Below are 21235 nucleotides of genomic sequence, written 5' to 3'. Positions count from 1 at the left end.
AGGTTCCACATCTCGGGCGATTACAAACAAATCTTAATGGTGCGTTGCAAAAGGGCAACGATCCTGCTCAATCCACCGCGCCGACGATCGCCGCCCATCCGGCCTCGTCGATGACGCGGATGCCGAGCTCCGCCGCCTTCTTCAGCTTGGACCCCGCGCCGGGTCCCGCCACGACCAGATCGGTCTTCTTCGACACCGAACCTGAAACATGCACGCCGAGCGATTCGGCCTGCGTCTTGGCCTCGTCGCGGCTCATCGTCTCCAGGGTCCCGGTGAACACCACCGTCTTGCCGGAGACTTCGGAAGTACGCGTCTCGTGCACCACGTCGGTCACGGTCACCTGGCGCAGCAGGTCGTAGACCACATCGCGATTGTGCCGCTCGGCAGCGAAGCCGATCAGCGCATGCCCGACCTCCGGTCCGATCCCGGCGGTGTCGATCCGCGCGACCAGCAGCCGGTCGCGCCGGAGCACGAACTTGCGTTCGGGCTCGCCGATCTGCGGCTGGGTCGTGCGGAACAGATGGACCGCGCTGCGGAGCATCGCGCCCAGTGCCCGCGCCGAGCGGTAGCGGCGCGCCAGATCGCGCGCCGTGACCTCACCGATATGGCGGATGCCGAGCGAGAAGAGGAACCGGTCGAGCGGCACCCGCCGTCGCTCGTCGATCGCGCGCACGAGGTTGCCGGCCCAGACGCGGCCGTCCTTCTTGCGTGCGGCGAGCTGCTCCTCGCTCAGCCGGAAGATGTCGGCCGGCGAGGCGATCAGCCCGTCATGGAAAAAGGCCTCGATCAAGGTCTGGCCGAGACCGCCGATATCGAGCGCATGGCGCGATACGAAGTGGCTCAGCCGCTCGACACGCTGCGCCGGGCAGATCAGCCCGCCGGTGCAGCGATAGACGACCTCGCCCTCCTCGCGATCCGCGGCCGAACCGCAGGCGGGGCAGAGCCAATCGAAGACATAGGGTGGGCGGTCGGCGTCCGGCGTCAGGTTCTCGACGATCTGCGGGATGACGTCGCCGGCGCGCTGCACGAGCACGCGGTCGCCCGGCCGTACCCCCAGCCGCGCGATCTCGTCGAAATTGTGGAGCGTCGCATTGGTGACGACGACGCCGCCGACCGTCACCGGCTCCAGCCGCGCCACCGGGGTCAGCGCGCCGGTACGGCCGACCTGGATGTCGATCGCCTGCAGGCTCGTCTGCGCGCGTTCGGCCGGGAACTTGTGCGCAAGTCCCCAGCGCGGTGCCCGGCCGACGATGCCGAGGCGCGCCTGCCAGTCGAGCCGATCGACCTTGTAGACGACGCCGTCGATGTCGAAGGGCAGGTCGGCGCGCACCGCCTCGATCCGGCGGTAGACGGCCAGCGCATCGTTCACCGTCTCGGCGCGCGCGAACAGGTCGGACACCGGAAAGCCCCAGTGGCGCAGCGCGGCGACGACTTCTGCCTGGGTGTCGCCCGGCACCGCGCTCGTCTCGCCCCAGCCATGCGCCAGGAAGCGGAGCGGCCGGTCGGCGGTCACCGACGCATCCTTCTGGCGCAGCGATCCCGCCGCCGCATTGCGCGGATTGGCGAACTGGCGCGCCTCCTTGCCCACCTCCGCCGCCTCGGCCGCGAGCCGGGCGTTGAGCGCGGCGAAGTCGGCCTTGGCCATATAGACCTCACCGCGCACCTCGAAGATCGCGGGGGCGCCGGCGGGCAGGCGGCGGGGGATGTCGTCGATCGTCAGGACGTTGGCGGTCACGTCCTCGCCGACCTGACCGTCGCCGCGGGTCAGCGCGCGGACCAGTGCGCCCCGTTCGTAGCGCAACGAGCAGGACAGGCCGTCGATCTTCGGTTCCGCGGTCAGGGCGACGACCTCGTCGGCGGACAGGCGCAGGAAGCGACGGATCCGGTCGACGAACTCGGTCACCTCCTCGTCGGCAAAGGCGTTGTCGAGACTGGTCATCGGCCGCGCATGGGCGACCTTGGCGAGGTGCCCCGCCGGCGCGGCCCCGACCTGACGGCTGGGCGAGTCGGTGCGGATCAGTTGCGGAAAGGCCGCCTCGATCGCGGCATTGCGACGGACCAGCGCGTCATAGTCCGCATCGCTGATCTCAGGCGCATCGTCGTGATGATAGAGGTGGTTGTGGTGCGCGATCTCGGCCGCGAGCCGAGCCAGCTCGGCCGCGGCGGCGTCTTCGGTCGCGGGCAGGGCGGATGGGGTGGTCATGAGCTCCGATCTACCACCAGCCGGGCCATGCGACGACCGTCGCCAGCCACAGGGCGAGCGCCAGCGGTAGCGGGCGCCAGTCGAACGCACTCATCACCTCGATGCCGACCACGGTGTTGCGCAGCCCGACCAGCGCCGCGCCGGCATGCCAGGCGACCAGCGGCCAGCCCTGTCCCAGGAACGGACCGAGCAGCGCAAGGACGGCGAACGCGACGGCGGCGACGAACGAGCCGATCGTCAGCGCGATGCCCGTCGGCAGCATCGCCAGCGCGATCCGCGCCTCCTGCCGCTGCGACCGGTCCATGCCGGTCATCCGCGCCGCACCAGCAGGACCCCGCCGATCACCAGCGCCGCGCCGGCCAGCTTGATCGGCGTCAACGGGTCGACCCGCAGCCCGAGGGCGCCGAAATGGTCGAGCGCCAGAGCCGCCGCCAACTGGCTGGCGATCGCGATGGTCAGGGCGGTGGCCAGCCCCAGCCGCGGCGCACCATAGGCCATCGCCGCCACGAAGCCCGCGCCATAGAAGCCGCCGAGCCAGGCTGCCGTGGGTGCGCCCTTCAGCGCGGCGGGCGGGGTCCGGTCGATCGCCAGGTAGAGGATCGCCAGCACGCCGGTGCCGACGACGAACGACACCAGCGCGGCCAGGAGCACCGAGCCGGAGGCCTTGGCAAGCAGGGCATTGGTCGGCGGCTGGACCGCCAGGCCGATGCCGGCCAGCAGAATGACGACGAGAGGCAGGAAGGCCATGGCGCTTGCGGTTAGCCGGGGGCAGGCGGGGGAGCAATGGGCTCTGCGCGGGGCGGGCGGACCTGCGGCTCCGGCGTGGCGTCGCGCTTGCCCGCGCGACGGGCGGCCCGGGACCCCGACACGCGAAAGGCCGCGGGCGTCGCCACCCGCGGCCTTTCGTGCAGGTCGATCGGTCGAGCCGGCGCCAAGGGCGCAGGCTCGCGCGATGCTTACTTGATCTTGGCTTCCTTGAAGTCGACATGCTTGCGCACGACGGGATCATACTTCTTGAAGCTCAGCTTCTCCGTCTTCGTGCGCGGGTTCTTCTTGGTCACGTAGAAGAAGCCGGTATCGGCAGAGCTGACGAGCTTGATCTTGACGGTAGTCGGCTTGGCCATGGCCCTCGGTCCTGAAAAAGAAAGAGAGCGGCCGGCCGCGAGGCCCCCGCTCGATCAGTCGCGGCGCATGGCGCATCGGACGGCCGAAGTCAACCGCCGGTACGCGCGCAACTATGGCTTTACCCGGCATTCACCATCGCTACACCAGGATCGGCGAAGAGGGGGTATGCCTTGGCAGCTGTGGATGACAGGCCGGCGACGCACGCCGCACTGATCGCCCGGATCGCGGCGCTGGATGTGCGTGCGCCCTATTGCGATGCTTCCGTCCTGACGCGCGAGGTCGAGGCGCTCCGCCATGCGTCGCATCTGGCCGGGTTCGACGCCGCCGTCACCGTCGCCCACTTCATCGGCACGGCCTTGTTGCGCGGGGGCAATCCCGGCGTCCACGGCTGGCTGTCGCTGCTGGCGCAGGCGATCGACTGCGAGACGCAGGACCTCGCGGCGTGCGATCTCTGGGCGACTGCCTGTGCGGAGCGGCTGGCGGCGTAGAGGCGGGAGCGAAATCGATCGCGGGTCGTTACGTTGGCGAACCCGAATCTACGCCAACCGGAGCTTGTCATGGCAGACGTCAACCCGAAGCTGTCCACCCCCACCGACCTCAATCGCAACGATACGCGGTCGGCGGCGGACGCGCTCAATATCGCGCTCGCGGACTGCTACGCGCTCTACATCAAGACCAAGAATTTCCACTGGCATGTCTCCGGTCCGCACTTTCGCGACTATCACCTGCTGCTCGACGACCAGGCGACGCAGATCCTCGAAGTGACGGACGCCATCGCGGAGCGGGTGCGCAAGACCGGCAACACCACGCTGCGCTCGATCGGCGACATCGCCCGCCGCCAGCAGATCGCCGACAACGATGCCGACTTCGTCGCGCCCGACCAGATGCTGGCCGAACTGCGCGAGGACAATCTGAAGCTTGTCGAGGCACTGCGCGACGCCCGCGAGCGCGCCGAAGCGGCGAACGACACCGCCACATCGAGCCTGGCTGACGACTGGATCGATCAGGCCGAGGAGCGCGCCTGGTTCCTGTTCGAGGCGAGCCGCAAGGCTTGATCCTCGTCGCGTGAAAGGCGCCGTGCGATGCTTCGGCTTGCGCTCCTTTTCCTGGTTGCCGGACTGATACTCGGCGCCCTGGGGTTCGGGGGCATCGGCGGTGCCTTTGTCGGGATCGCCAAGATCCTGTTCTTCATCGTCGCGGCCCTGTTCGCGATCTTCCTCGTGCTCGGTTTAACGGCAGGGAAAGCGGTGCGCGACCGGCTCGACTGATCAGTCGGGCGAGGTCGCGGCAGGGCTCAGCGTCAGCAGCCAGATGTCCGGCGGCGCACCGATCCGCAGTGGCACGCGGCTTGTGCCGAGCCCGGCGGTGATCACGCTCGTGCGGCCCGGGTCGCGCACGATGCCGCAGCGATAATGGGGTGCGAACAACGGCTCGCCCGTATCGATCGCCCGGTCGAGATAGATGCGGCCGGCGATCACGCCCTGTCCGCAATGCGTGTGGCCCATCAGCAGCAGCGGCGCGGCCCCGGCGGGCAGCAGTGGCACCACATCGGGGCTGTGGCTCACCGTCAGCGGCGCGCCGCCCGACGCCTGTACCCGGCTGAAAGCGGCCGCCGGATCGGCATGGCCGGTATAGGCATCGTCGATGCCGACGACGGTCAGCGGCCCCCGCCTCGTCGAACGATTGCTCAGGACGGTGACGCCTGCCTGCTGTAGCGCGTCCGTTACGGCAGCGGCGCTGACGTGATCGTGATTGCCCAGCACCGCGATGGTCCCGAGCGTCGGTCGAAGGCTGGACAAGGGACGGGTGAGTCGACGCGCGAAGATCGCACCCTCCGCACTGTCATGGCCGTTGATGAAGTCGCCTGCCAGCACCACCAGATCGGGCCTGAGCTCGTTGACCTGCGCGACGATCCGCGTCAGCCGGCCGGCATCCATGGCGGCGCTGCCGATACGGATATCGCTCAGCAGCGCCACCGTTACCGGCGGTGCACCGCGGGGCCAGTGGGGCAGGGCGAAGGCCGCGCGGCGCACCATCGGATCGGAGCGCGCCTCCAGGAAGCCGAACAGCAGCAGGGCGACGATCACCACCGGCAGCAGCGACAGGGCGATCAGGGAGCGGCGCATCGCGCCCCCTCATAGCGTCGGCGGAGGCGCTGTCACCCGGGACGCCCCGCCCTTTCGTCGCGCGCCGGAACCGTAACGACATGTCTGCGCGTTCCGCCTCCATGCACGCCTTCGCCGCGCTTCTCGATTCGCTGATCTACACACGGAGCCGCAACGCGAAGCTCAAGCTGATCGCGGACTATCTGCACGCGACGCCCGACCCGGATCGCGGCTGGGCGATGGCGGCACTGACCGGCGGGCTCGACCTGCCCGGGGTCAAGCCGGCGCTGATCCGCGCGCTGATCGAGGAACGGGTCGATCCCGTGCTCTTCCGCATGAGCCGCGACTATGTCGGCGATACGGCGGAGACGGTGGCGCTGCTCTGGCCGGCGCCGGTGGTGCCGGGCGCGCCGGAGCCGCTCTCGCTGACCGACGCGGTCGAGCGGCTGCGCCATCTCGGGCGGGCGGATGCACCCGCGGAGCTCGCTCGCATGCTCGACCGGCTCGATGCGGAGGAACGCTTCGCCCTGCTCAAGATGGCGACCGGCGCCCTGCGGATCGGCGTGTCCGCGAGGCTGGCCCGCGTGGCCCTGGCCCAGGCCTTCGACGTCGATGTCGAACTGCTCGAGGAGCTGTGGCACGCGCTGCCGCCCCCCTATGCGCCGCTGTTCGACTGGCTGGAGGGGCGCTCGGAACAGCCGACCGCCGCCGACACGCCGGTCTTCCGCCCCTTCATGCTCGCCCACGGGCTGGAGGATGCGCGCGTCGATCTCGCCGACTATGCGGCGGAGTGGAAGTGGGACGGGATCCGAGTCCAGATCGTCCATGTCGCCGGCCAGACGCGCCTCTACAGCCGCACCGGCGACGATGTGACCGGCAGCTTCCCCGATGTCGCCGCCGCCTTCTCCACCCCCGGCGTGGTCGATGGCGAGCTGATGGTGAAGGGGGATTTTCAGGGCGGCGCGCTCGATTCGGGCGGCGGGGCGGCAAGCTTCAATGCCCTTCAGCAGCGGCTGGGGCGCAAGACCGTGTCGGCCAAGATGCTGGCCGACTATCCCGCCTTCGTCCGCCTGTACGACATCCTCGTCGACGGGACGGAAGACCTGCGTGCGTTGCCATGGACGGATCGCCGGGCACGGCTCGAATCCTTCGTGCCGAGGCTCGACCCGGATCGGTTCGACATCAGCCAGCTCATCGCCGCCGACGACTTCACCCATCTGGAAGCGATCCGCGCGGGCGCGCGCGACGCCGCGATCGAGGGCGTGATGCTCAAGCGTCGCGACAGCCCCTATGTCGGCGGGCGCAAGGCCGGGCTGTGGTACAAGTGGAAGCGTGATCCGCTGACCGCCGATTGCGTGATGATGTATGCGCAGCGCGGCAACGGCCGGCGTTCGTCCTATTACAGCGACTACACCTTCGGTTGCTGGACGGACGACGGCGAGCTGCTGCCCGTCGGCAAGGCCTATTCGGGGATCACCGACGAAGAGCTGCGCCAACTCGATCGCTTCGTGCGCAGCCATACCGTCAATCGCTTCGGTCCCGTCCGCGAGGTGGAGAAGACCCTGGTGCTCGAAATCGCCTTCGATTCGATCCATAGCTCCAGCCGCCACAAGTCGGGCGTGGCGATGCGCTTTCCCCGAATCGCCCGGATCCGGCTCGACAAGCCCGCCGAGGAAGCGGACCGCCTCGACACGCTGCAGCGGCTGATCACCTGATCGATCAACGATCCTTCAGCCGGATCTCGAACAGCGTCGGCCACAGCTTGCCGGTGACGAACAGTCGCCGTGACTTGGCGTCATAGGCAATGCCGTTGGCGACCGCCTCCGGGTCGCGCGCGCCAATCTCGGCGACAATCGGCCGCAGATCGATCAGCCGGGTGACGGTGCCGCTCGCGGGATCGATCCGGACGATCCACGGCTGGTGCCAGACATTGGCGAGAATGGCGCCGTCCACCCATTCCAGCTCGTTGATCTGGTCGAGCGGCTGGCCTTTCAGCTTGACGGTGATCCGCCGCTTTTCCTTTAGGGTGCGCGGATCGAGAAAGTAGAGGTTGGCGCTGCCGTCCGACTGGATCAGCGAGCGCCCGTCGCCCGTCAGTCCCCAGCCTTCGCTGGCGAAATGCGACTGGCCGGTCTTCTTGAGGGTTTTCGCGTTCCAGCGATGCGCGACGCCGCCATGCCAGGTCAGGCTGACCAACTCGCTGCCGGCCAGCGCCAGCCCCTCGCCGAACTGGGTGGCCGGGATCGTGGCGCGCCGCTCGACCTTGCCGTTGGCGAGGCGCACGCGGCGCACGTCCGATTCGCCCTCGCGGCCGACGCTCTCGTACAGCGCGCCGTCATGCCAGATCAGGCCTTCGGTAAAGGCGGTGCGGTCATGGGGATAGCGCGCCACCACCTCGACCTGCGCGATCGGCGGCAGGACAGGGGCCTGCGCCCCCGCCGGCGCGACGAGAACGATGAGGGGAAGCGAGGCGATGCTGAGAGGCTTGGACATGGTCCGGCCTTGTGGCGGCAAATTGGCTGCGAAGCCAGCCGGACCGTCCCGCACGGCAACGGCCTGAACCTGGCATTGGCGGCGTTGGCGGTGTCGCGGACGAAAGCCAAGCCCAGTCTCGCCGAAATGCGAAAAGGCCCGCCCGGTCGAAACCGGACGGGCCTTTTCAAACCTTCGGGAAGTCCGAGGCGTCAGCCGGCCTGCGACAGGTTGACGGCAGCATATTTGCCGCGGCGATCGACTTCGAGTTCGAACTGAAGGCGGTCGCCCTCGTTCAGGCTCGACATGCCGGCTCGCTCGACGGCCGAGATGTGGACGAACGCGTCGGGCTGGCCGTCATCGCGCTGGATGAAGCCGAAGCCCTTCATGGCGTTGAAGAACTTGACCGTGCCCGTCGCCTTCTCACCGGTCAGCTGGCGCTGCGGCCCACCGGCGCCGCCGCCGGCACCACCGCGCGGACCGGCACCGAAGCCACCCTCGCGGGGCTCGCGCGGCGCACGATCGGTCACCGGCATCGGCTCGCCGTCGATCTTCAGCTCGGTCGCCGAGATGCGGCCGCCGCGATCGACCAGGGTGAAGCCGAGCGGCTGACCCTCGGCCAGACCGGTCAGGCCGGCCTGCTCGACCGCCGAAATGTGCACGAACACGTCCTCGCCGCCATCGTCACGGACGATGAAGCCGAAGCCCTTCTGGCCGTTGAAGAACTTGACGACACCGGTGCCCTCGCCGACGACCTGGGGAGGCATGCCGCGACCGCCGCCGCCGAAGCCGCCGCCACCACCGCCGAAGCCGCCACCGCCGCCGCCACGGAAACCGCCGCCGCCGCCGCCGAACCGGTCGCCACCGCCGAAGCCGCCGCCGCCACCGCCGAAGCGATCACCGCCGCCGCCGAAGCGGTCGCCACCGCCGAAGCCGCCGCCACCGAAGCCGCCGCCGAAATCGTCGCCGCCGAAGCTGTCGCGCTTGTCGCGCCCGCGCCCGCCACGGTTTCCGCGGCCGCCTTTATCGAAACTCATAAGCCCTGTTCGTCTTCCCGGTTCGCCCGTAAATGCTTCCTCAAGTACCCGAGCTCCGGACGACGTGCTCACGGCCTTCCAGCGCCAAACCTTTCGCGCCTTCCCGGCTGCATAGCCGATTCGTCGCGCCGCTGCGAACGAATTCTGCGCGATGCGGCCGAAACACGTCGCGATGTGTTGCCTGGGAAGCACTTCGGTCCGCATTTCTGGCGCACAATGCTGCCATGTCTTGAACGATGATAACGCTATTCTGTCACGGTCCCCGCGCGTTCACGGGCATTGAGCCGCGATCGGAGGCCCGCTAGGGCCGTGCGCATGACCGTCCATCTGCATGAGGAAGACATCCCCGCCGGCCTGTTCGCCGGGGCGGATTCGATCGCCGTCGACACGGAGACGATGGGGCTGATCACACCGCGTGACCGGCTCTGCGTCGCCCAGCTGTCGGACGGCGGGCCGGACGAGCATCTCGTGCGGTTCGCGGCGGGAAGCGACTATGCCGCGCCGAACCTGAAGGCGCTGCTCGCCGATCCGGCAATTACCAAGCTCTATCATTTCGGACGCTTCGACATCGCAGCGGTGCGCCACTATCTGGGCGTCGTCGCTGGGCCGGCCTGGGATACCAAGATCGCCTCCCGTCTGGTGCGGACCTATACCGACCGGCACGGATTGAAGGAGCTGGTGCGCGAGCTGCTCGGCCTGGAGCTGTCGAAGGCGCAGCAATCGTCGGATTGGGGCAGCCCGGCCCTGACCGAGGCGCAGAAGGAATATGCCGCCTCCGACGTCCGCTATCTCCATCGCCTGCGCCAGGAACTGGAGCGGCGGCTGGTGCGGGAAGGGCGCATGGCGCTGGCCCAGGCCTGCTTCGATTTCCTGCCGACCCGCGCCGAGCTGGATCTTGCCGGCTGGCCCGAGATCGACGTGTTCGCCCATGTCTGACACGGCGGTGCGGATGCGCAGCGATCGCCAGCGCTGGGCGGCGCCCGGCAGCTCGCACGATCGCCTCGTCGCCACCGCGCGAATTGCCCTGCCGATGGCGGTCGGCGTGCTGGCCGCCTTTCTCGTCATGGCGCCGCTCACCTCGACCGGCGACGTGTCCTTCGTGCTCGACAAGAACAAGGTGGAGGTGGCCAAGGAGCGCATGCGGCTCCAGGCCGCTCGGTATCGGGGGCAGGACTCGAACGGCCAGCCCTTCGAACTCGACGCCGGCTCGGCGGTGCAGCGCAGTTCGGCCGAGCCGATCGTCCGGCTGGATCAGCTGGCGGCGCGGATCACGCTGAGCGACGGACCGGCGCGGCTCGTCGCGCCGGGCGGCCGCTACGACATGAACACCGAACGGATGCGCGTGACCGGGCCGGTGGTGTTCGAGGCGACCGGCGGCTACCGGCTCGATACCGGCGATGCGATCGTCGATCTCCAACAACGCCGGCTGGAAAGCGTCGGTGCGGTCACCGGCATGCTGCCGCAGGGCACCTATCGGGCCGACAAGCTGCGGGCGGACCTTGAAAGTCGCACCGTGACGCTGGACGGCAATGCCCGCTTGCGGATTGTGCCGCGCGGTACGAAATAGCCCGCCATGCCAGCGCTCCGCCTCGCCTCCGCTCTTGCAGTCTCCGCCCTCGCGTTCGCATCGGTGGCGGGCGCGCAGCAGCGGCATAACACGGCGGCACCGATCGACTTCAGCGCCGACCGGATCGAACTTCAGGATCGCGCCGATCGCGTCGTGCTGGCCGGCAACGTCTCGGTCAAGCAGACCGAGATGACGCTCAACGCCGCTCGCATGACCGTCGCTTATACGGGCGAGGTGGTGGGCGGCAATCCGCAGGTCTCCCGGCTCGATGCCTCGGGCGGCGTGACGGTGCGGCGGCCGGACCAGACGGCGAAGAGCCAATATGCGATCTACGATCTCAACCGGCGCGTCATCACGATGCTGGGCGCCGTCAGCCTGACCCAGGGTGGCGGGAATACGGTCAATGGCGGGCGGCTGACGATCAATCTCGATACCGGCCGTGCGGTGATCGACGGGTCGTCGGTCGGAAGCGCCGGCGCCGGCACCGGCAGTGTTCCGGGCGTCGTCCAGTCGCGCGCGGGGCGGGTCACCGGCACCTTCTCGGTGCCCCAGCGCCAGCAATGAGCATGCGCGGCCGGCCTGCGGGACGGGCGAGCGGCTCGCGAAATCACTTCCCCTGCGCTTCGCCCTGCGGCAAGCTTCCATGCAGGAATCCTGCCACACCGGGCGCTTTTACGATCCGGTAACCGTTTCTCTGCGAGGCGCCGCTTCCGATGGCTACGACTGTCCTTCCTGCCGACGCGACTGCTCCGATCGTCGAGACACCCGTGGCGAACGGCCTCCAGGTCGTCTCGATCGCCAAGTCCTATGACAAGCGAGTCGTGCTGACCGACGTGTCGGTCACGGTCGGGCGCGGCGAGGTGATCGGGTTGCTCGGGCCGAACGGCGCCGGCAAGACGACCTGCTTCTACTCGGTCATGGGACTGGTAAAGCCCGACTCGGGCCGTATCATGCTCGATGGCGAGGATATCACCGGACTGCCCATGTACCGGCGCGCCATCCTCGGCCTCGGCTACCTGCCGCAGGAGACATCGATCTTCCGCGGCCTGTCGATCGAGAAGAACATCTCCACCGTTCTCGAACTGTCGGAGCCGGACAAGGCGGTTCGCCAACAGAAGCTCGACCGCCTGCTCGAGGAGTTCGGCCTGACACGGCTGCGTGCCGCGCCGGCCATGGCGCTGTCGGGCGGCGAGCGCCGGCGTGCGGAGATCGCGCGCGCCCTCGCGGCCGATCCGTCGATCATGCTGCTGGACGAGCCGTTCGCCGGCATCGACCCGATCTCGATCGCCGACATCCGCGATCTGGTGAAGGACCTGAAGCGCCGCGACATCGGCGTTCTCATCACCGATCACAATGTGCGCGAGACGCTCGACATCGTCGACCGCGCCTACATCATCTATGACGGCCGCGTCCTGTTCACCGGCTCGCCCGAGGAACTGGTCGCCGACGCGAATGTCCGGCGGCTGTACCTCGGCGAGGGCTTCTCGCTGTAGGTCATGGCGGACACCTTCCATAGATCCTCTCCGCAAGCGGGGAGGGGGGACCGCCAGCCGTCAGGCTGGTGGTGGAGGGGGATCGCCACGCACGGTTCGCCCAAGGAGGGCCCCTCCACCAGCCTGCGGCTGGTCCCCCGCCCCGTATCGGGGAGGATCTGAGTCATGAGCCTCGCCCCGCGCCTCGACCTGCGCCAGTCCCAGTCGCTGGTGATGACGCCGCAGCTGCAGCAGGCGATCAAGCTCCTGACCCTGTCGAACCTCGAAATCGAGGCGTTCATTGCCGAGGAGGTGGAGAGAAACCCGCTGCTGGAGGCCGGGCAGGGCGGTGAGATCGTCCGTCCGGAGCCGGTGGCGGCACCCGAGCCCGCGACTGCCGATGCGCTCGTCACCGGCGCGGCCAAGGCCGAGCCGCTCGACATCGACTATGCGACCGAGAGCCATCAGCAGGACTCGGTCGCCGATGGCGGGGTCGCGCGAGACGGAGGGCTGATGCCGGGCGCGGTGCCGGAGGACGGCCCCGATTTCGACAGCTTCGCCAATCCGGATCTCAGCCTCGCCGATCACCTGATCGAGCAGGCGGGGATGGCGATATCGGGACCGGACCTGTTCATCGCGCACCATCTGATCGATCAGATCGACGAGGCGGGGTATCTGCGGGTGTCGCTGCGCGACATCGCCGACCGCCTCGGCGTGCCGATCGCGCGGGTCGAGTCGGTGCTGAGGGTGGTCCAAACCTTCGATCCGACCGGCGTCGGCGCGCGTGACCTGGCGGAGTGCCTCGCCCTCCAGGCGAAGGAGGCGGATCGCTACGACCCCTGCATGGCGCAGCTGATCGATAATCTCGACCTGCTCGCGCGCGGCGATCTGGCCCGGCTGAAGCGGCTCTGCCGCGTCGACGACGAGGACATGGCGGACATGATCCGCGAGTTGCGCGGCTACGACCCCAAACCCGGCTGCCGCTTCGGCGGGGAGCCGCCCCTCGCGGTCGTGCCGGACCTGTTCGTCACCCAGGCCGCCGACGGGACGTGGATGGTCGAGCTGAACGGCAGCACGCTGCCGCGCGTGCTCGTCAACCGCCGCTATCATGCCGAGCTGGCCCAAGGACCGCAGGACAAGACATCGAAGGCCTGGCTCTCCGACTGCCTGGCATCGGCCAACTGGCTGACCAAGGCGCTCGACCAGCGCCAGCGCACGATCGTGCGCGTCGCCGCGGAGATCGTGAAGCAGCAGGAAGCCTTCTTCCTCCGCGGCGTCCAGCATCTCCGGCCGCTAACCCTCGCCCGTGTCGCGGACGCGATCGAGATGCACGAGTCGACCGTCAGTCGGGTCACCAGCAACAAATATCTGTCCTGCGCGCGCGGGACCTTCGAGCTGAAATACTTCTTCACCTCGGCAATTCAGGCGGCCGACGGCGGCGACGCGGTTTCGGCCGAGGCGGTGAAGAGCGCGATACGCGCGCTTATCGCCGGGGAGGGGGCGAAGATCCTGTCCGACGATACGCTGGTCGAACTGCTTCAGGCCAAGGGCTTCGACATCGCCCGGCGCACGGTCGCCAAATATCGCGAGGCCATGGGGATCGGCAGCTCGGTGCAGCGCCGCCGCGCCCGCACGCTCGAAGGGGCATGATGCCGGGCCGGCGGGCGGTGCTGGGCGGGCTGGCCGCGCTGGCGCTGGGCGCCCGCGCGACGGCACGGGCCAAGCCGCCGGAGCTTACCGTCATGTCCTTCAACGTCCGCCTGCCGCTCGCTAGCGACGGCACCAACGACTGGCCGCATCGCCGCGCGCTGATGATCGACACGATCCGCCGCGCCGATCCCGACCTGATCGGCACGCAGGAGCTCTTCAAGATCCAGGGCGACGAGATCGTCGCAGCGCTGCCGCACTATCGCTGGTTCGGGCGCGACCGCCGCGGCGGACAGGCCGACGAGCATATGGGCATCTTCTATCATAGCGGTCGCTGGCTGGTCGAGGAGAGCGGGGACTTCTGGCTGTCGGACACGCCCGACGTGCCGGGCAGCATCAGCTGGGGGAATGTCTATCCCCGGATGGCCGCCTGGGCCCGGTTCCGGCGGGTCGGCGGCGAGGAACGGGTGACGCTGTTCGACACGCATCTGCCCTATCGCATCGACGACGAGGCGGCCCGGGTCCGCGGCGCGCGGATGATCGCGCAGCGCATCGCCGCGGTTCAGGGGCCGATCGTGCTGACCGGCGACTTCAACGCCGAACCCAGTACGCCGCCGCATCAGGTGCTTGCCACCAGCCTGACGGACGTGTGGCAGGTGGCGCCGCGGAAGAAGGGGCCGGCGGCGACCTTCCACGCCTTTACCGGCAAGCCGACCCAGCGGATCGACTGGATCTGGACCCGCGGCCTGATCCCGCTTCGCGTGACGGTGATCGACGCGCATCAGGGGGCGCTCTACCCCTCCGATCACTTTCCCGTACTGGCACAGTTAAGTTGGCCTTTACCAAAGACTTAAATGAGTCATTGAGCCTTCCTCATTCTGACGCATGCGCCCCTTAGCCCCCGCAACAGGCCAGATGGCCTTATCGCATTACGAATCCGGGGGATTTTCTGATGACTTCGACCAAGATCCGCGCGGGGCGGATGATGACGCTAGCCCTGTCGCTCGCCGTGCCGCAGTTAGCGAACGCGGCGGTCGCGCTGACCGGCGCGACCTATAGCGAGAACTTCAACGGGCTGACCACCAGCACCGCGGTCGTCTCCACCAACGGCGGCCTGCTGCCGAACGGCTGGCAGTTCGGTGAGACGGGCGACAATGCCAATAGCAGCTATCGCGCCGGCGACGGCTCGAGCAACACGGGCGACACCTACAGCTTCGGCGCGGCCGGATCGACGGATCGGGCGCTGGGCTCGCTGGCGAGCGGCAGTCTGGAATCGCGCTTCGGGGCGATCTTCACCAACCAGACCGGCAGCACGATCAACGCGCTCGACATCGCCTTCTTCAACGAGCAGTGGCGCAACGGCTCGGCCACCGTCACCTCGGCCACCGCGACGCGCTACGCCTTCTCCTATCTGGTTGGGGCGGCGAACCTCTCCTCGGCCGGGAGCTGGACCACGGTGACGTCGCTCGACCTCATCGATCAGGTCCTCACCGGCACCCCCAGCGGTGGCGCGGTGGACGGCAACACGGTCCGCGCCCAGCGTACCGGCACGATCGCCGGCCTCAACCTGCTGCAGGGTCAGTCGATCGGCATCCGCTGGATCGACCTGGACGACAGCGGTTCGGACGATGCGCTCGCGGTGGACGATTTTCGGATGACGGCGAGCTTCGCATCGGCGGTGCCGGAGCCCTCGACTTGGGCCACGATGTTCGTCGGCCTCGCGCTGGTCGCCGGCCTGATCCGCCGCCGCAAGAGCCGGCCGGTCCTGGCCTGATCCCGGCCGGGCCGCTCCGCCCTCACGGGGCGGGGCGGCCCGATACCCGGCTCAGTTCGGCGACGAAGCCGGTCCCTCCGCGGCGCTGCTCGATGGCGGCACCGGCGGGGTGGCGGAGCGGGCGTCGCTGACCGCCTCGTCGATCCAGCGCGACAGGTCCGCCTTCATCTGATGGAGCGCCTCCGGGTTCAGATAGGTCATGTGCCCGGCGGGATAATAGGTGAAGCGCAGGTTCGCCTGCTGCGGCCGCTCCAGCATCATATGGCCCAGATCGTTCTCGGTCCCGAAGAAGGGCGTGGCCATGTCGTAATAACCGTTCATCGACAGCACCTTCAGATACGGGTTCGCCCGCATCGCGGCGGCAAGGTCGATGGCGGTGTTGGGATTGTTCTGGCTCCCCATGCCGCGTCCCGGCGCATCGTGCTTCCAGTTCCACGTCCAGCCTGCTGCGTCGCGCGCCGACAGGCGATAGGGAAGGTCGGTCTTGTAGCCGAGCGTACCGGTCAGATAATCGGTGAAGGACGCGATATAGGCGCCTGAGATGGCGTCCGAAGATGCGTCGGTCTCGGGTCGCTCGCCCGCCGCATCCGTGTCGATGCCGGTATAGCGCGCGTCGAACCGCCCGATCGTCCGCGCCCGGTCGCGCAGCAGCTCCTTCTGGAAGCGGGGCAGGTCGATCCGCAGGTTCGACCGTCTGATATAATCGGGGCTGATCCCGATCAGCGCGCTCATCTGTCGGGCAACCTGGTCCGCCTCCGCGTCGGAGATCGCCTGCCCCTTGGCGAGCGCGGTGCTGTACGGCCCCAAGGCGAAGGCACGGGCCTGCTCGACGACCGTCGCGACGTCCGCAGGCCGGTTCTGCAGGCGATTGTGATACCAGGCGGTCGCCGCAAAGCTCGGCAGATAGTTGATATAGACCTGATCCAGCCCCGGCTGGCGATAGCCGTAGTTCATGATCGAGGAGAGCAGCACGACGCCGTTCAGCGCCATGCCCCGCTCCTGCAACTCATAGGCCAGCGCGCCCGAACGCAGCGTGCCGTAGCTTTCGCCGAGCAGGAATTTGGGGCTCATCCAGCGGCCATATTTGGTCGTGTAGCGCAGGATGGCCTTGGCGAAGGCGTCCACGTCCTCGTCCACGCCATAGAATTGCTGCGGCCGCATGTCCCCCAGCGGCCGCGAATAGCCGCTGCCCACCGCGTCGATGAAGACGAGGTCGGTCTTGTCGAGCAGCGAGTCCGGGTTCGGCCCGACGTCGTAAGGGGCCGGCCGGATGAATTCGGGATTGGTGGTGCGGATGCGGATCGGCGCGAAGCTGCCCATGCGCAGCCAGAAGGATGGACTGCCCGGTCCGCCATTGTAGAGGAAGGTGATCGGCCGCTTGGTGCCGGGCTTCACGCCCTCCAGCGTATAGGCGGTATAGAAGACCGATGCGGTCGGCTTGCCCTCGATATCGCGGATCGTCAGCGTCCCGGCCGACGCGGTATAGGGATAGCTGCGCCCGCCGATCGTCACCGCGTCGCGATGCCGCGTCTCCGTCTCGACCGCGGACGCCTTGACGGGTGCCAGTTCCTCTTTCTCGCGGTCGGCCGCCGACTTCTCGCGCGGTGGCGCCTTGTCCTGGGCAAGGGCGGGCACGGCGGAGAGGGACAGGGCGGTCGCGGCGGACAGAAGGGAGCGAAGGGTCAAGGCATGATCCTGCAAAAGCGATGGAACGGCAGGAGTGTTGCCGTTCCGCCCCGCCTTCGCAAGAGGTCGATCAGCCCAGGTCGTTTTCGCTGACGATCACCCGCTCCTGATCGATGTCGCGTGCCAGCGCCACCGCCGCCGCTTCCGCGATCCTGTCGGCATGGTGCTGGAACAGGGCGACGGCCCGGTCTGCCGGCTCGTCGCCCGACAAGGCGCGCAGCACGTCATACTGGACGGCGAAGGCGCGCCGCTCCTCATCCACTATCGCGTCGAACTCGACGGTGCGGGCGTCGATATCGTCGAAGACGCTGGCGGGATCGATCGTCAGCCGGTCTGCGGCCATGGTTCATGCTCCTGTGGTGGATGGCTCTAGCGTCGCAGCGGGCGGCCGGTTCCGCCGGGACTCGCCGTCAGTCGTCCTCGTCCTCGAAACCGACCAGCGCCAATGCGCGCGCCTTGATCTGGCGCTGCTGGCACCAGTGGACCAGCGCCTCTTCCCGACCATGCGTCACCCACACTTCGCGCGGCGCGATCTCGGTCAGCGTGTCGGTCAGCTCGTCCCAGTCGGCATGGTCGGACAGGATCAGCGGCAGCTCGACATTCTTCTGCCGCGCCCGCTGGCGCACCCGCATCCAGCCCGACGCCATCGCGGTGATCGGATCGGGCAGCCGCCGCGACCAGCGGTCGTTGAGCGCGGAGGGCGGGCACATCACCACATGGCCGGCCATCGCCGCCTTCGCCGCGGCGGCGACGGGCACGAGCTCGCCCAGCCGGACGCCATGCTCCTCATAGAGGTCGCACAGTCGCTGGAGCGCGCCGTGGATGAAGATCGGTGCCGCGTGCCCGCGTTCGCGCAGTTCTGCGATCACGCGCTGCGCCTTGCCCAGCGCATAGGCGCCGACCAGCACGCACCGATCGGGATTGGCGTGCAGCCGTGCGATCAGCTTGTCGATCTCGTCGCCCGTATCCGGATGCCGGAAGACGGGCAGCGCGAAGGTCGCCTCGGTGACGAAGATGTCGCAGGGGACCGGTTCGAACGGCAGGCATGTCGGGTCGGCTCGGCGCTTGTAGTCGCCCGACACCACCACCCGCTCGCCGCGGAAGTCGAGAACGATCTGCGCCGACCCCAGCACATGGCCCGCGGGCACGAAGCCGATCTCCACCTCCCCCAGCCGGATCGTCTCGCCATAGGCGACCGGCTCGCCCTGTTGCGGTCCGTAGCGGGCTGCCATGATCGCCAGGGTCTCGGGCGTCGCCCACACCCTGCCATGGCCGCCGCGCGCATGATCGGCATGGCCGTGCGTCACCAGCGCCTGGGGCTCCGGTTCGGATGGGTCGATCCACGCATCGGCGGGGCGCACATAGATGCCGTGCGGATGCGGTTCGATCCAGTCGCCGAGCTTTGCCATCGCACCAGATACGCACGAAGCCGGGCCGCGGTGCCGGGACGGATCGTTCGGCTTGCGCGGATCGTTGACCGGACCGACATTCGCGAGAGGATGGCGAGCCATGAATTCGATCGAGACGCAGACGGCGAGCAACTGGGCGAACGGCAGCCTGTGGCTGATCGTGGTCTTCATCGGAGCGTTCGTGCTGGTGGGCGCGATGGCCTGGGCGCGCTCGCGCAATCGGGCGATCCCGCCCGAGCAGGAACGCCGGACCGAACAGGCGACCCGCGACCTGTACCAGAATCCCAAGGGCGACGAGCCGGGGGACCGCTGACCGGACTGACCCCGCCGCTCGCCGAGTGGTTCACCGCACGCGGCTGGCATCCGCGGCGGCACCAGCTCGAAATGCTGGACGAGGCGCGGGCGGGGCGCCACGCGCTTCTCGTCGCGACCACCGGCGCGGGGAAGACGCTGGCCGGCTTTCTGCCGAGCCTCGTCGACCTGATCGAACAGCCGACCGAGGGGCTGCACACCCTCTATGTCTCGCCGCTCAAGGCCCTCGCGGTCGACATCCAGCGCAATCTCGTGACCCCGATCGACGAGATGGGGCTCGACATCCGCGTCGAGACGCGGACCGGCGACACCCCGTCCGACCGCAAGGCCCGGCAACGGGTGCGGCCGCCGCAGATCCTGCTGACCACGCCCGAATCGTTGTCGCTGCTGCTCAGCTATCCCGACGCGGCGATGATGTTCGAGGGGCTGCGGACGATCGTCGTGGACGAGGTCCATGCCTTCGCCACCGGCAAGCGCGGCGATCTGCTGGCGCTGTGCATGGCGCGGCTCCAGCGGCTCGCCCCGCGGATGCGGCGGGTCGCGCTGTCCGCTACCGTGGCCGATCCGGACGGCTATCGCGCCTGGCTCGCGCCCGACGGCGACATCGACATGGTGGGGCTGGTGACGGGCGAGCCGGGCGCCGATCCCGACATCGCCATCCTGCTGCCGCAGGACCGCGTGCCCTGGGCCGGCCACTCCGGCCGCTACGCCGCCGAGCAGGTGATGCGGCTGATCGAGGCGAATCGCACCACCATCGTCTTCTGCAACACCCGCAGCCTCGCCGAGCTGATCTTCCAGGATCTGTGGAAGGCGAATGACAAGGGGCTGCCGATCGGCGTCCACCACGGCAGCCTCTCGCTGGAGGCGCGACGCAAGGTCGAGGGCGCGATGGCGGCGGGCAAGCTGCGCGCGCTGGTCGCGACCGCCAGTCTCGACCTCGGCGTGGACTGGGGCGATGTCGACTGCGTCGTCCAAATGGGCGCGCCCAAGGGCTCGTCGCGGCTGCTGCAACGGATCGGCAGGGCCAACCATCGTCTCGACGAGTCGAGCCGGGCGATCGTCGTGCCCGGCAACCGGTTCGAATATCTGGAGGCGCGCGCCGCGCTCGATGCCGTCGAGGCGGGCGAGCTCGATCCCGACATCTTCCGCCCCGGCGCGCTCGACGTGCTGGCGCAGCACGTCATGGCCTGTGCCTGCGCCGCACCGTTCCGCAAGGAGGCGCTGCTGGACGAGATCCGCTCCGCCTTGCCCTATTCCGCACTGCCGGACGACAGCTTCGACCGCGTGCTCGGCTTCATCCGGGACGGTGGCTATTCGCTGCGCGCCTATGACCGGTTCAAGCGGCTGGTCGAGGATCCCGACGGCACCTGGCGGGTCGCGCATCCCCGCTTCATCGCCCAGCACCGTCTGAACGCCGGGATCATCGTCGAGGCCACGATGCTCAATGTGCGTTTCCGCAATGGCCGGCATCTGGGCAAGGTCGAGGAGAGTTTCGCCGCCACCCTGGCGTCCGGCGATACCTTCTTCTTCGCGGGCCTCAGCCTCGAGGTGGAAAAGATCGACACGGAAGACCTGATCGTCCGCGCCACTAGCCGCCCCGCCCGCATTCCGACCTATGGCGGCTCGCGCATGCCGCTCTCCACCAGCCTCGCCGACCGGGTGCGCGCCTTCCTCGATACGCCCGCCGAATGGGATCGCTTCCCCGACGATGTGCACGAATGGCTGGAGATGCAGCGCCGCCGCTCGACATTGCCACGCCCCGGCCAGCTTCTGGTCGAGACCTTCCCGCGCGAGGGGCGGCACTACATGGTTGCCTATGGCTTCGAGGGTTGGAACGCGCACCAGTCGCTCGGCATGCTCCTCACGCGGCGCATGGAGACACAGGGTCTGAAGCCGACCGGCTTCGTCGCGAACGACTATGCGATCGCCTGCTACGGGCTGGAGCCGGTGACCGATCCGGCGTCGCTCTTCTCGCCCGACATCCTGGAGCATGAGTTCGTCGAATGGGTGCAGCAGTCGCACCTGCTCAAGCGGGCCTTTCGCGAGGTGGCGGTGATCGGCGGTCTCGTCGAACGCCAGCATCCGGGCAAGCGCAAGACCGGGCGGCAAGTCACCTTCTCGACCGATCTCATCTACGACGTGCTGCGCAAGTACGAGCCCACGCATCTGCTGCTCCAGGCGGCATGGGACGATGCGCGCGCGCGCATGACCGATGTCGGCCGCCTCGCGGGGCTGATGGAGCGTGCCGCCGACACGATGCTCCATGTCGAGCTGGAGCGCGTCTCTCCGCTGGCCGTGCCCGTGCTGGTGTTGATCGGGCGCGAGCGCGTCTCGACCAATGCCGGCGACGACGCGCTGCTGATCGAGGCGGAAGCGCTGGCCGCCGAAGCGATGGCGGGGTGATACGATAGTCGTTGCCAAAGGGC

23 protein-coding genes are annotated in these 21235 nt (G+C 68.6%); 13 read left to right on the top strand and 10 right to left on the bottom strand.

The window, feature by feature from the left end; all coding sequences use genetic code 11:
- Positions 1-67: 67 nt before the first annotated feature.
- From ligA to rpmG, 4 genes are all read right to left on the bottom strand, one after another.
- A complete protein-coding gene (gene ligA, locus IEX18_RS06355) occupies positions 68-2203 on the bottom strand; it encodes an NAD-dependent DNA ligase LigA (protein ID WP_188657918.1) in 2136 nt (711 codons plus the stop codon).
- Positions 2204-2213: 10 nt separating this feature from the next.
- Positions 2214-2507, bottom strand: coding sequence for a hypothetical protein (locus tag IEX18_RS06350; RefSeq protein ID WP_188657917.1), 294 nt, complete (start codon positions 2505-2507; stop codon positions 2214-2216).
- Positions 2508-2512: 5 nt separating this feature from the next.
- Entirely contained in the window at positions 2513-2950 is a 438-nt protein-coding gene (locus IEX18_RS06345; protein ID WP_188657916.1) for a DMT family transporter, read from the bottom strand.
- Between the two features lie 209 nt (positions 2951-3159).
- On the bottom strand, positions 3160-3327 hold the full coding sequence (gene rpmG / locus IEX18_RS06340) for a 50S ribosomal protein L33 (protein WP_055844439.1): 168 nt from the start codon (positions 3325-3327) through the stop codon (positions 3160-3162).
- Positions 3328-3507: 180 nt separating this feature from the next.
- Between rpmG and IEX18_RS06335 the strand changes: the two genes are divergently transcribed.
- The 3 genes from IEX18_RS06335 (at position 3508) to IEX18_RS06325 (ending at position 4596) form a co-directional block, all read left to right on the top strand.
- The gene (locus IEX18_RS06335) at positions 3508-3816 is read left to right on the top strand and encodes a hypothetical protein (protein ID WP_229664499.1); all 309 of its coding nucleotides are present in this window, start codon (positions 3508-3510) and stop codon (positions 3814-3816) included.
- Positions 3817-3885: 69 nt separating this feature from the next.
- The gene (locus IEX18_RS06330; RefSeq protein WP_188657914.1) at positions 3886-4383 is read left to right on the top strand and encodes a Dps family protein; all 498 of its coding nucleotides are present in this window, start codon (positions 3886-3888) and stop codon (positions 4381-4383) included.
- A gap of 27 nt (positions 4384-4410) precedes the next feature.
- Entirely contained in the window at positions 4411-4596 is a 186-nt protein-coding gene (locus IEX18_RS06325) for a DUF1328 family protein (protein WP_188657913.1), read from the top strand.
- Here the strand turns inward: IEX18_RS06325 and IEX18_RS06320 are convergent, their stop codons facing one another.
- Positions 4597-5454, bottom strand: a complete 858-nt coding sequence (locus IEX18_RS06320) for a metallophosphoesterase (protein WP_188657912.1) — start codon at positions 5452-5454, stop codon at positions 4597-4599.
- A gap of 101 nt (positions 5455-5555) precedes the next feature.
- Here IEX18_RS06320 and IEX18_RS06315 point away from each other — a divergent pair, with 101 nt between their 5' ends.
- Entirely contained in the window at positions 5556-7148 is a 1593-nt protein-coding gene (locus tag IEX18_RS06315; protein WP_188658610.1) for a cisplatin damage response ATP-dependent DNA ligase, read from the top strand.
- A 4-nt stretch (positions 7149-7152) separates the two neighbouring features.
- Here the strand turns inward: IEX18_RS06315 and IEX18_RS06310 are convergent, their stop codons facing one another.
- Together IEX18_RS06310 and IEX18_RS18805 are read right to left on the bottom strand one after the other, a co-directional pair.
- Positions 7153-7926: a glutaminyl-peptide cyclotransferase gene (locus IEX18_RS06310; protein ID WP_188657911.1), complete on the bottom strand. Its 774-nt coding sequence runs from the start codon at positions 7924-7926 to the stop codon at positions 7153-7155.
- A 191-nt stretch (positions 7927-8117) separates the two neighbouring features.
- The gene (locus tag IEX18_RS18805) at positions 8118-8942 is read right to left on the bottom strand and encodes a cold-shock protein (RefSeq protein ID WP_188657910.1); all 825 of its coding nucleotides are present in this window, start codon (positions 8940-8942) and stop codon (positions 8118-8120) included.
- A 315-nt stretch (positions 8943-9257) separates the two neighbouring features.
- Between IEX18_RS18805 and IEX18_RS06300 the strand changes: the two genes are divergently transcribed.
- From IEX18_RS06300 to IEX18_RS06270, 7 genes are all read left to right on the top strand, one after another.
- Positions 9258-9878, top strand: a complete 621-nt coding sequence (locus IEX18_RS06300) for a ribonuclease D (RefSeq protein WP_188657909.1) — start codon at positions 9258-9260, stop codon at positions 9876-9878.
- Entirely contained in the window at positions 9871-10509 is a 639-nt protein-coding gene (gene lptC / locus IEX18_RS06295) for an LPS export ABC transporter periplasmic protein LptC (protein WP_188657908.1), read from the top strand. The genes IEX18_RS06300 and lptC overlap by 8 nt, the downstream gene beginning before the upstream one ends.
- A gap of 6 nt (positions 10510-10515) precedes the next feature.
- Entirely contained in the window at positions 10516-11073 is a 558-nt protein-coding gene (locus IEX18_RS06290; protein WP_188657907.1) for an LptA/OstA family protein, read from the top strand.
- 149 nt (positions 11074-11222) lie between these two features.
- Positions 11223-12002: an LPS export ABC transporter ATP-binding protein gene (gene lptB / locus IEX18_RS06285; RefSeq protein ID WP_188657906.1), complete on the top strand. Its 780-nt coding sequence runs from the start codon at positions 11223-11225 to the stop codon at positions 12000-12002.
- Positions 12003-12167: 165 nt separating this feature from the next.
- Positions 12168-13631, top strand: coding sequence for an RNA polymerase factor sigma-54 (gene rpoN, locus IEX18_RS06280; protein WP_188657905.1), 1464 nt, complete (start codon positions 12168-12170; stop codon positions 13629-13631).
- A complete protein-coding gene (locus tag IEX18_RS06275; protein ID WP_229664411.1) occupies positions 13628-14482 on the top strand; it encodes an endonuclease/exonuclease/phosphatase family protein in 855 nt (284 codons plus the stop codon). Before rpoN ends, IEX18_RS06275 begins: the two co-directional genes overlap by 4 nt.
- A 98-nt stretch (positions 14483-14580) precedes the next feature.
- Positions 14581-15402 carry a PEPxxWA-CTERM sorting domain-containing protein gene (locus IEX18_RS06270; protein ID WP_188657904.1) on the top strand — a complete coding sequence of 274 codons (822 nt, stop codon included), beginning with the start codon at positions 14581-14583 and terminating at the stop codon, positions 15400-15402.
- A gap of 51 nt (positions 15403-15453) precedes the next feature.
- Here the strand turns inward: IEX18_RS06270 and IEX18_RS06265 are convergent, their stop codons facing one another.
- From IEX18_RS06265 to IEX18_RS06255, 3 genes are all read right to left on the bottom strand, one after another.
- Positions 15454-17088, bottom strand: a complete 1635-nt coding sequence (locus IEX18_RS06265; RefSeq protein WP_188657903.1) for a S10 family peptidase — start codon at positions 17086-17088, stop codon at positions 15454-15456.
- A gap of 70 nt (positions 17089-17158) precedes the next feature.
- Positions 17159-17431 (bottom strand): DUF1488 family protein, encoded by a 273-nt coding sequence (locus tag IEX18_RS06260; protein WP_188657902.1) that lies wholly within the window; start codon positions 17429-17431, stop codon positions 17159-17161.
- A 67-nt stretch (positions 17432-17498) separates the two neighbouring features.
- Entirely contained in the window at positions 17499-18497 is a 999-nt protein-coding gene (locus IEX18_RS06255; RefSeq protein ID WP_188658608.1) for a ligase-associated DNA damage response exonuclease, read from the bottom strand.
- 100 nt (positions 18498-18597) lie between these two features.
- Here IEX18_RS06255 and IEX18_RS06250 point away from each other — a divergent pair, with 100 nt between their 5' ends.
- Positions 18598-18810: a hypothetical protein gene (locus IEX18_RS06250; protein ID WP_188658694.1), complete on the top strand. Its 213-nt coding sequence runs from the start codon at positions 18598-18600 to the stop codon at positions 18808-18810.
- A complete protein-coding gene (locus IEX18_RS06245) occupies positions 18807-21212 on the top strand; it encodes a ligase-associated DNA damage response DEXH box helicase (protein WP_188658607.1) in 2406 nt (801 codons plus the stop codon). The genes IEX18_RS06250 and IEX18_RS06245 overlap by 4 nt, the downstream gene beginning before the upstream one ends.
- The last annotated feature ends 23 nt before the right edge of the window (positions 21213-21235 follow it).

It is taken from the genome of Sphingomonas metalli (assembly GCF_014641735.1).
Taxonomy (GTDB): domain Bacteria; phylum Pseudomonadota; class Alphaproteobacteria; order Sphingomonadales; family Sphingomonadaceae; genus Sphingomonas; species Sphingomonas metalli.
Note: the sequence above shows the minus strand (reverse complement) of the source record. Positions and strands in the feature narration are given on the sequence as shown.

Coding starts and splice junctions, on each gene's coding strand:
- IEX18_RS06300 (WP_188657909.1), top strand. CDS start 9,258: ATGACCGTCCATCTGCATGAGGAAGACATCCCCGCCGGCCTGTTCGCC.
- ligA (WP_188657918.1), bottom strand. CDS start 2,203: ATGACCACCCCATCCGCCCTGCCCGCGACCGAAGACGCCGCCGCGGCC.
- lptB (WP_188657906.1), top strand. CDS start 11,223: ATGGCTACGACTGTCCTTCCTGCCGACGCGACTGCTCCGATCGTCGAG.
- lptC (WP_188657908.1), top strand. CDS start 9,871: ATGTCTGACACGGCGGTGCGGATGCGCAGCGATCGCCAGCGCTGGGCG.
- IEX18_RS06255 (WP_188658608.1), bottom strand. CDS start 18,497: ATGGCAAAGCTCGGCGACTGGATCGAACCGCATCCGCACGGCATCTAT.
- IEX18_RS06270 (WP_188657904.1), top strand. CDS start 14,581: ATGACTTCGACCAAGATCCGCGCGGGGCGGATGATGACGCTAGCCCTG.
- IEX18_RS06325 (WP_188657913.1), top strand. CDS start 4,411: ATGCTTCGGCTTGCGCTCCTTTTCCTGGTTGCCGGACTGATACTCGGC.
- IEX18_RS06260 (WP_188657902.1), bottom strand. CDS start 17,431: ATGGCCGCAGACCGGCTGACGATCGATCCCGCCAGCGTCTTCGACGAT.
- IEX18_RS06310 (WP_188657911.1), bottom strand. CDS start 7,926: ATGTCCAAGCCTCTCAGCATCGCCTCGCTTCCCCTCATCGTTCTCGTC.
- IEX18_RS18805 (WP_188657910.1), bottom strand. CDS start 8,942: ATGAGTTTCGATAAAGGCGGCCGCGGAAACCGTGGCGGGCGCGGGCGC.
- IEX18_RS06250 (WP_188658694.1), top strand. CDS start 18,598: ATGAATTCGATCGAGACGCAGACGGCGAGCAACTGGGCGAACGGCAGC.
- IEX18_RS06320 (WP_188657912.1), bottom strand. CDS start 5,454: ATGCGCCGCTCCCTGATCGCCCTGTCGCTGCTGCCGGTGGTGATCGTC.
- IEX18_RS06290 (WP_188657907.1), top strand. CDS start 10,516: ATGCCAGCGCTCCGCCTCGCCTCCGCTCTTGCAGTCTCCGCCCTCGCG.
- rpmG (WP_055844439.1), bottom strand. CDS start 3,327: ATGGCCAAGCCGACTACCGTCAAGATCAAGCTCGTCAGCTCTGCCGAT.
- IEX18_RS06275 (WP_229664411.1), top strand. CDS start 13,628: ATGATGCCGGGCCGGCGGGCGGTGCTGGGCGGGCTGGCCGCGCTGGCG.
- IEX18_RS06315 (WP_188658610.1), top strand. CDS start 5,556: ATGCACGCCTTCGCCGCGCTTCTCGATTCGCTGATCTACACACGGAGC.
- IEX18_RS06350 (WP_188657917.1), bottom strand. CDS start 2,507: ATGGACCGGTCGCAGCGGCAGGAGGCGCGGATCGCGCTGGCGATGCTG.
- IEX18_RS06345 (WP_188657916.1), bottom strand. CDS start 2,950: ATGGCCTTCCTGCCTCTCGTCGTCATTCTGCTGGCCGGCATCGGCCTG.
- IEX18_RS06330 (WP_188657914.1), top strand. CDS start 3,886: ATGGCAGACGTCAACCCGAAGCTGTCCACCCCCACCGACCTCAATCGC.
- rpoN (WP_188657905.1), top strand. CDS start 12,168: ATGAGCCTCGCCCCGCGCCTCGACCTGCGCCAGTCCCAGTCGCTGGTG.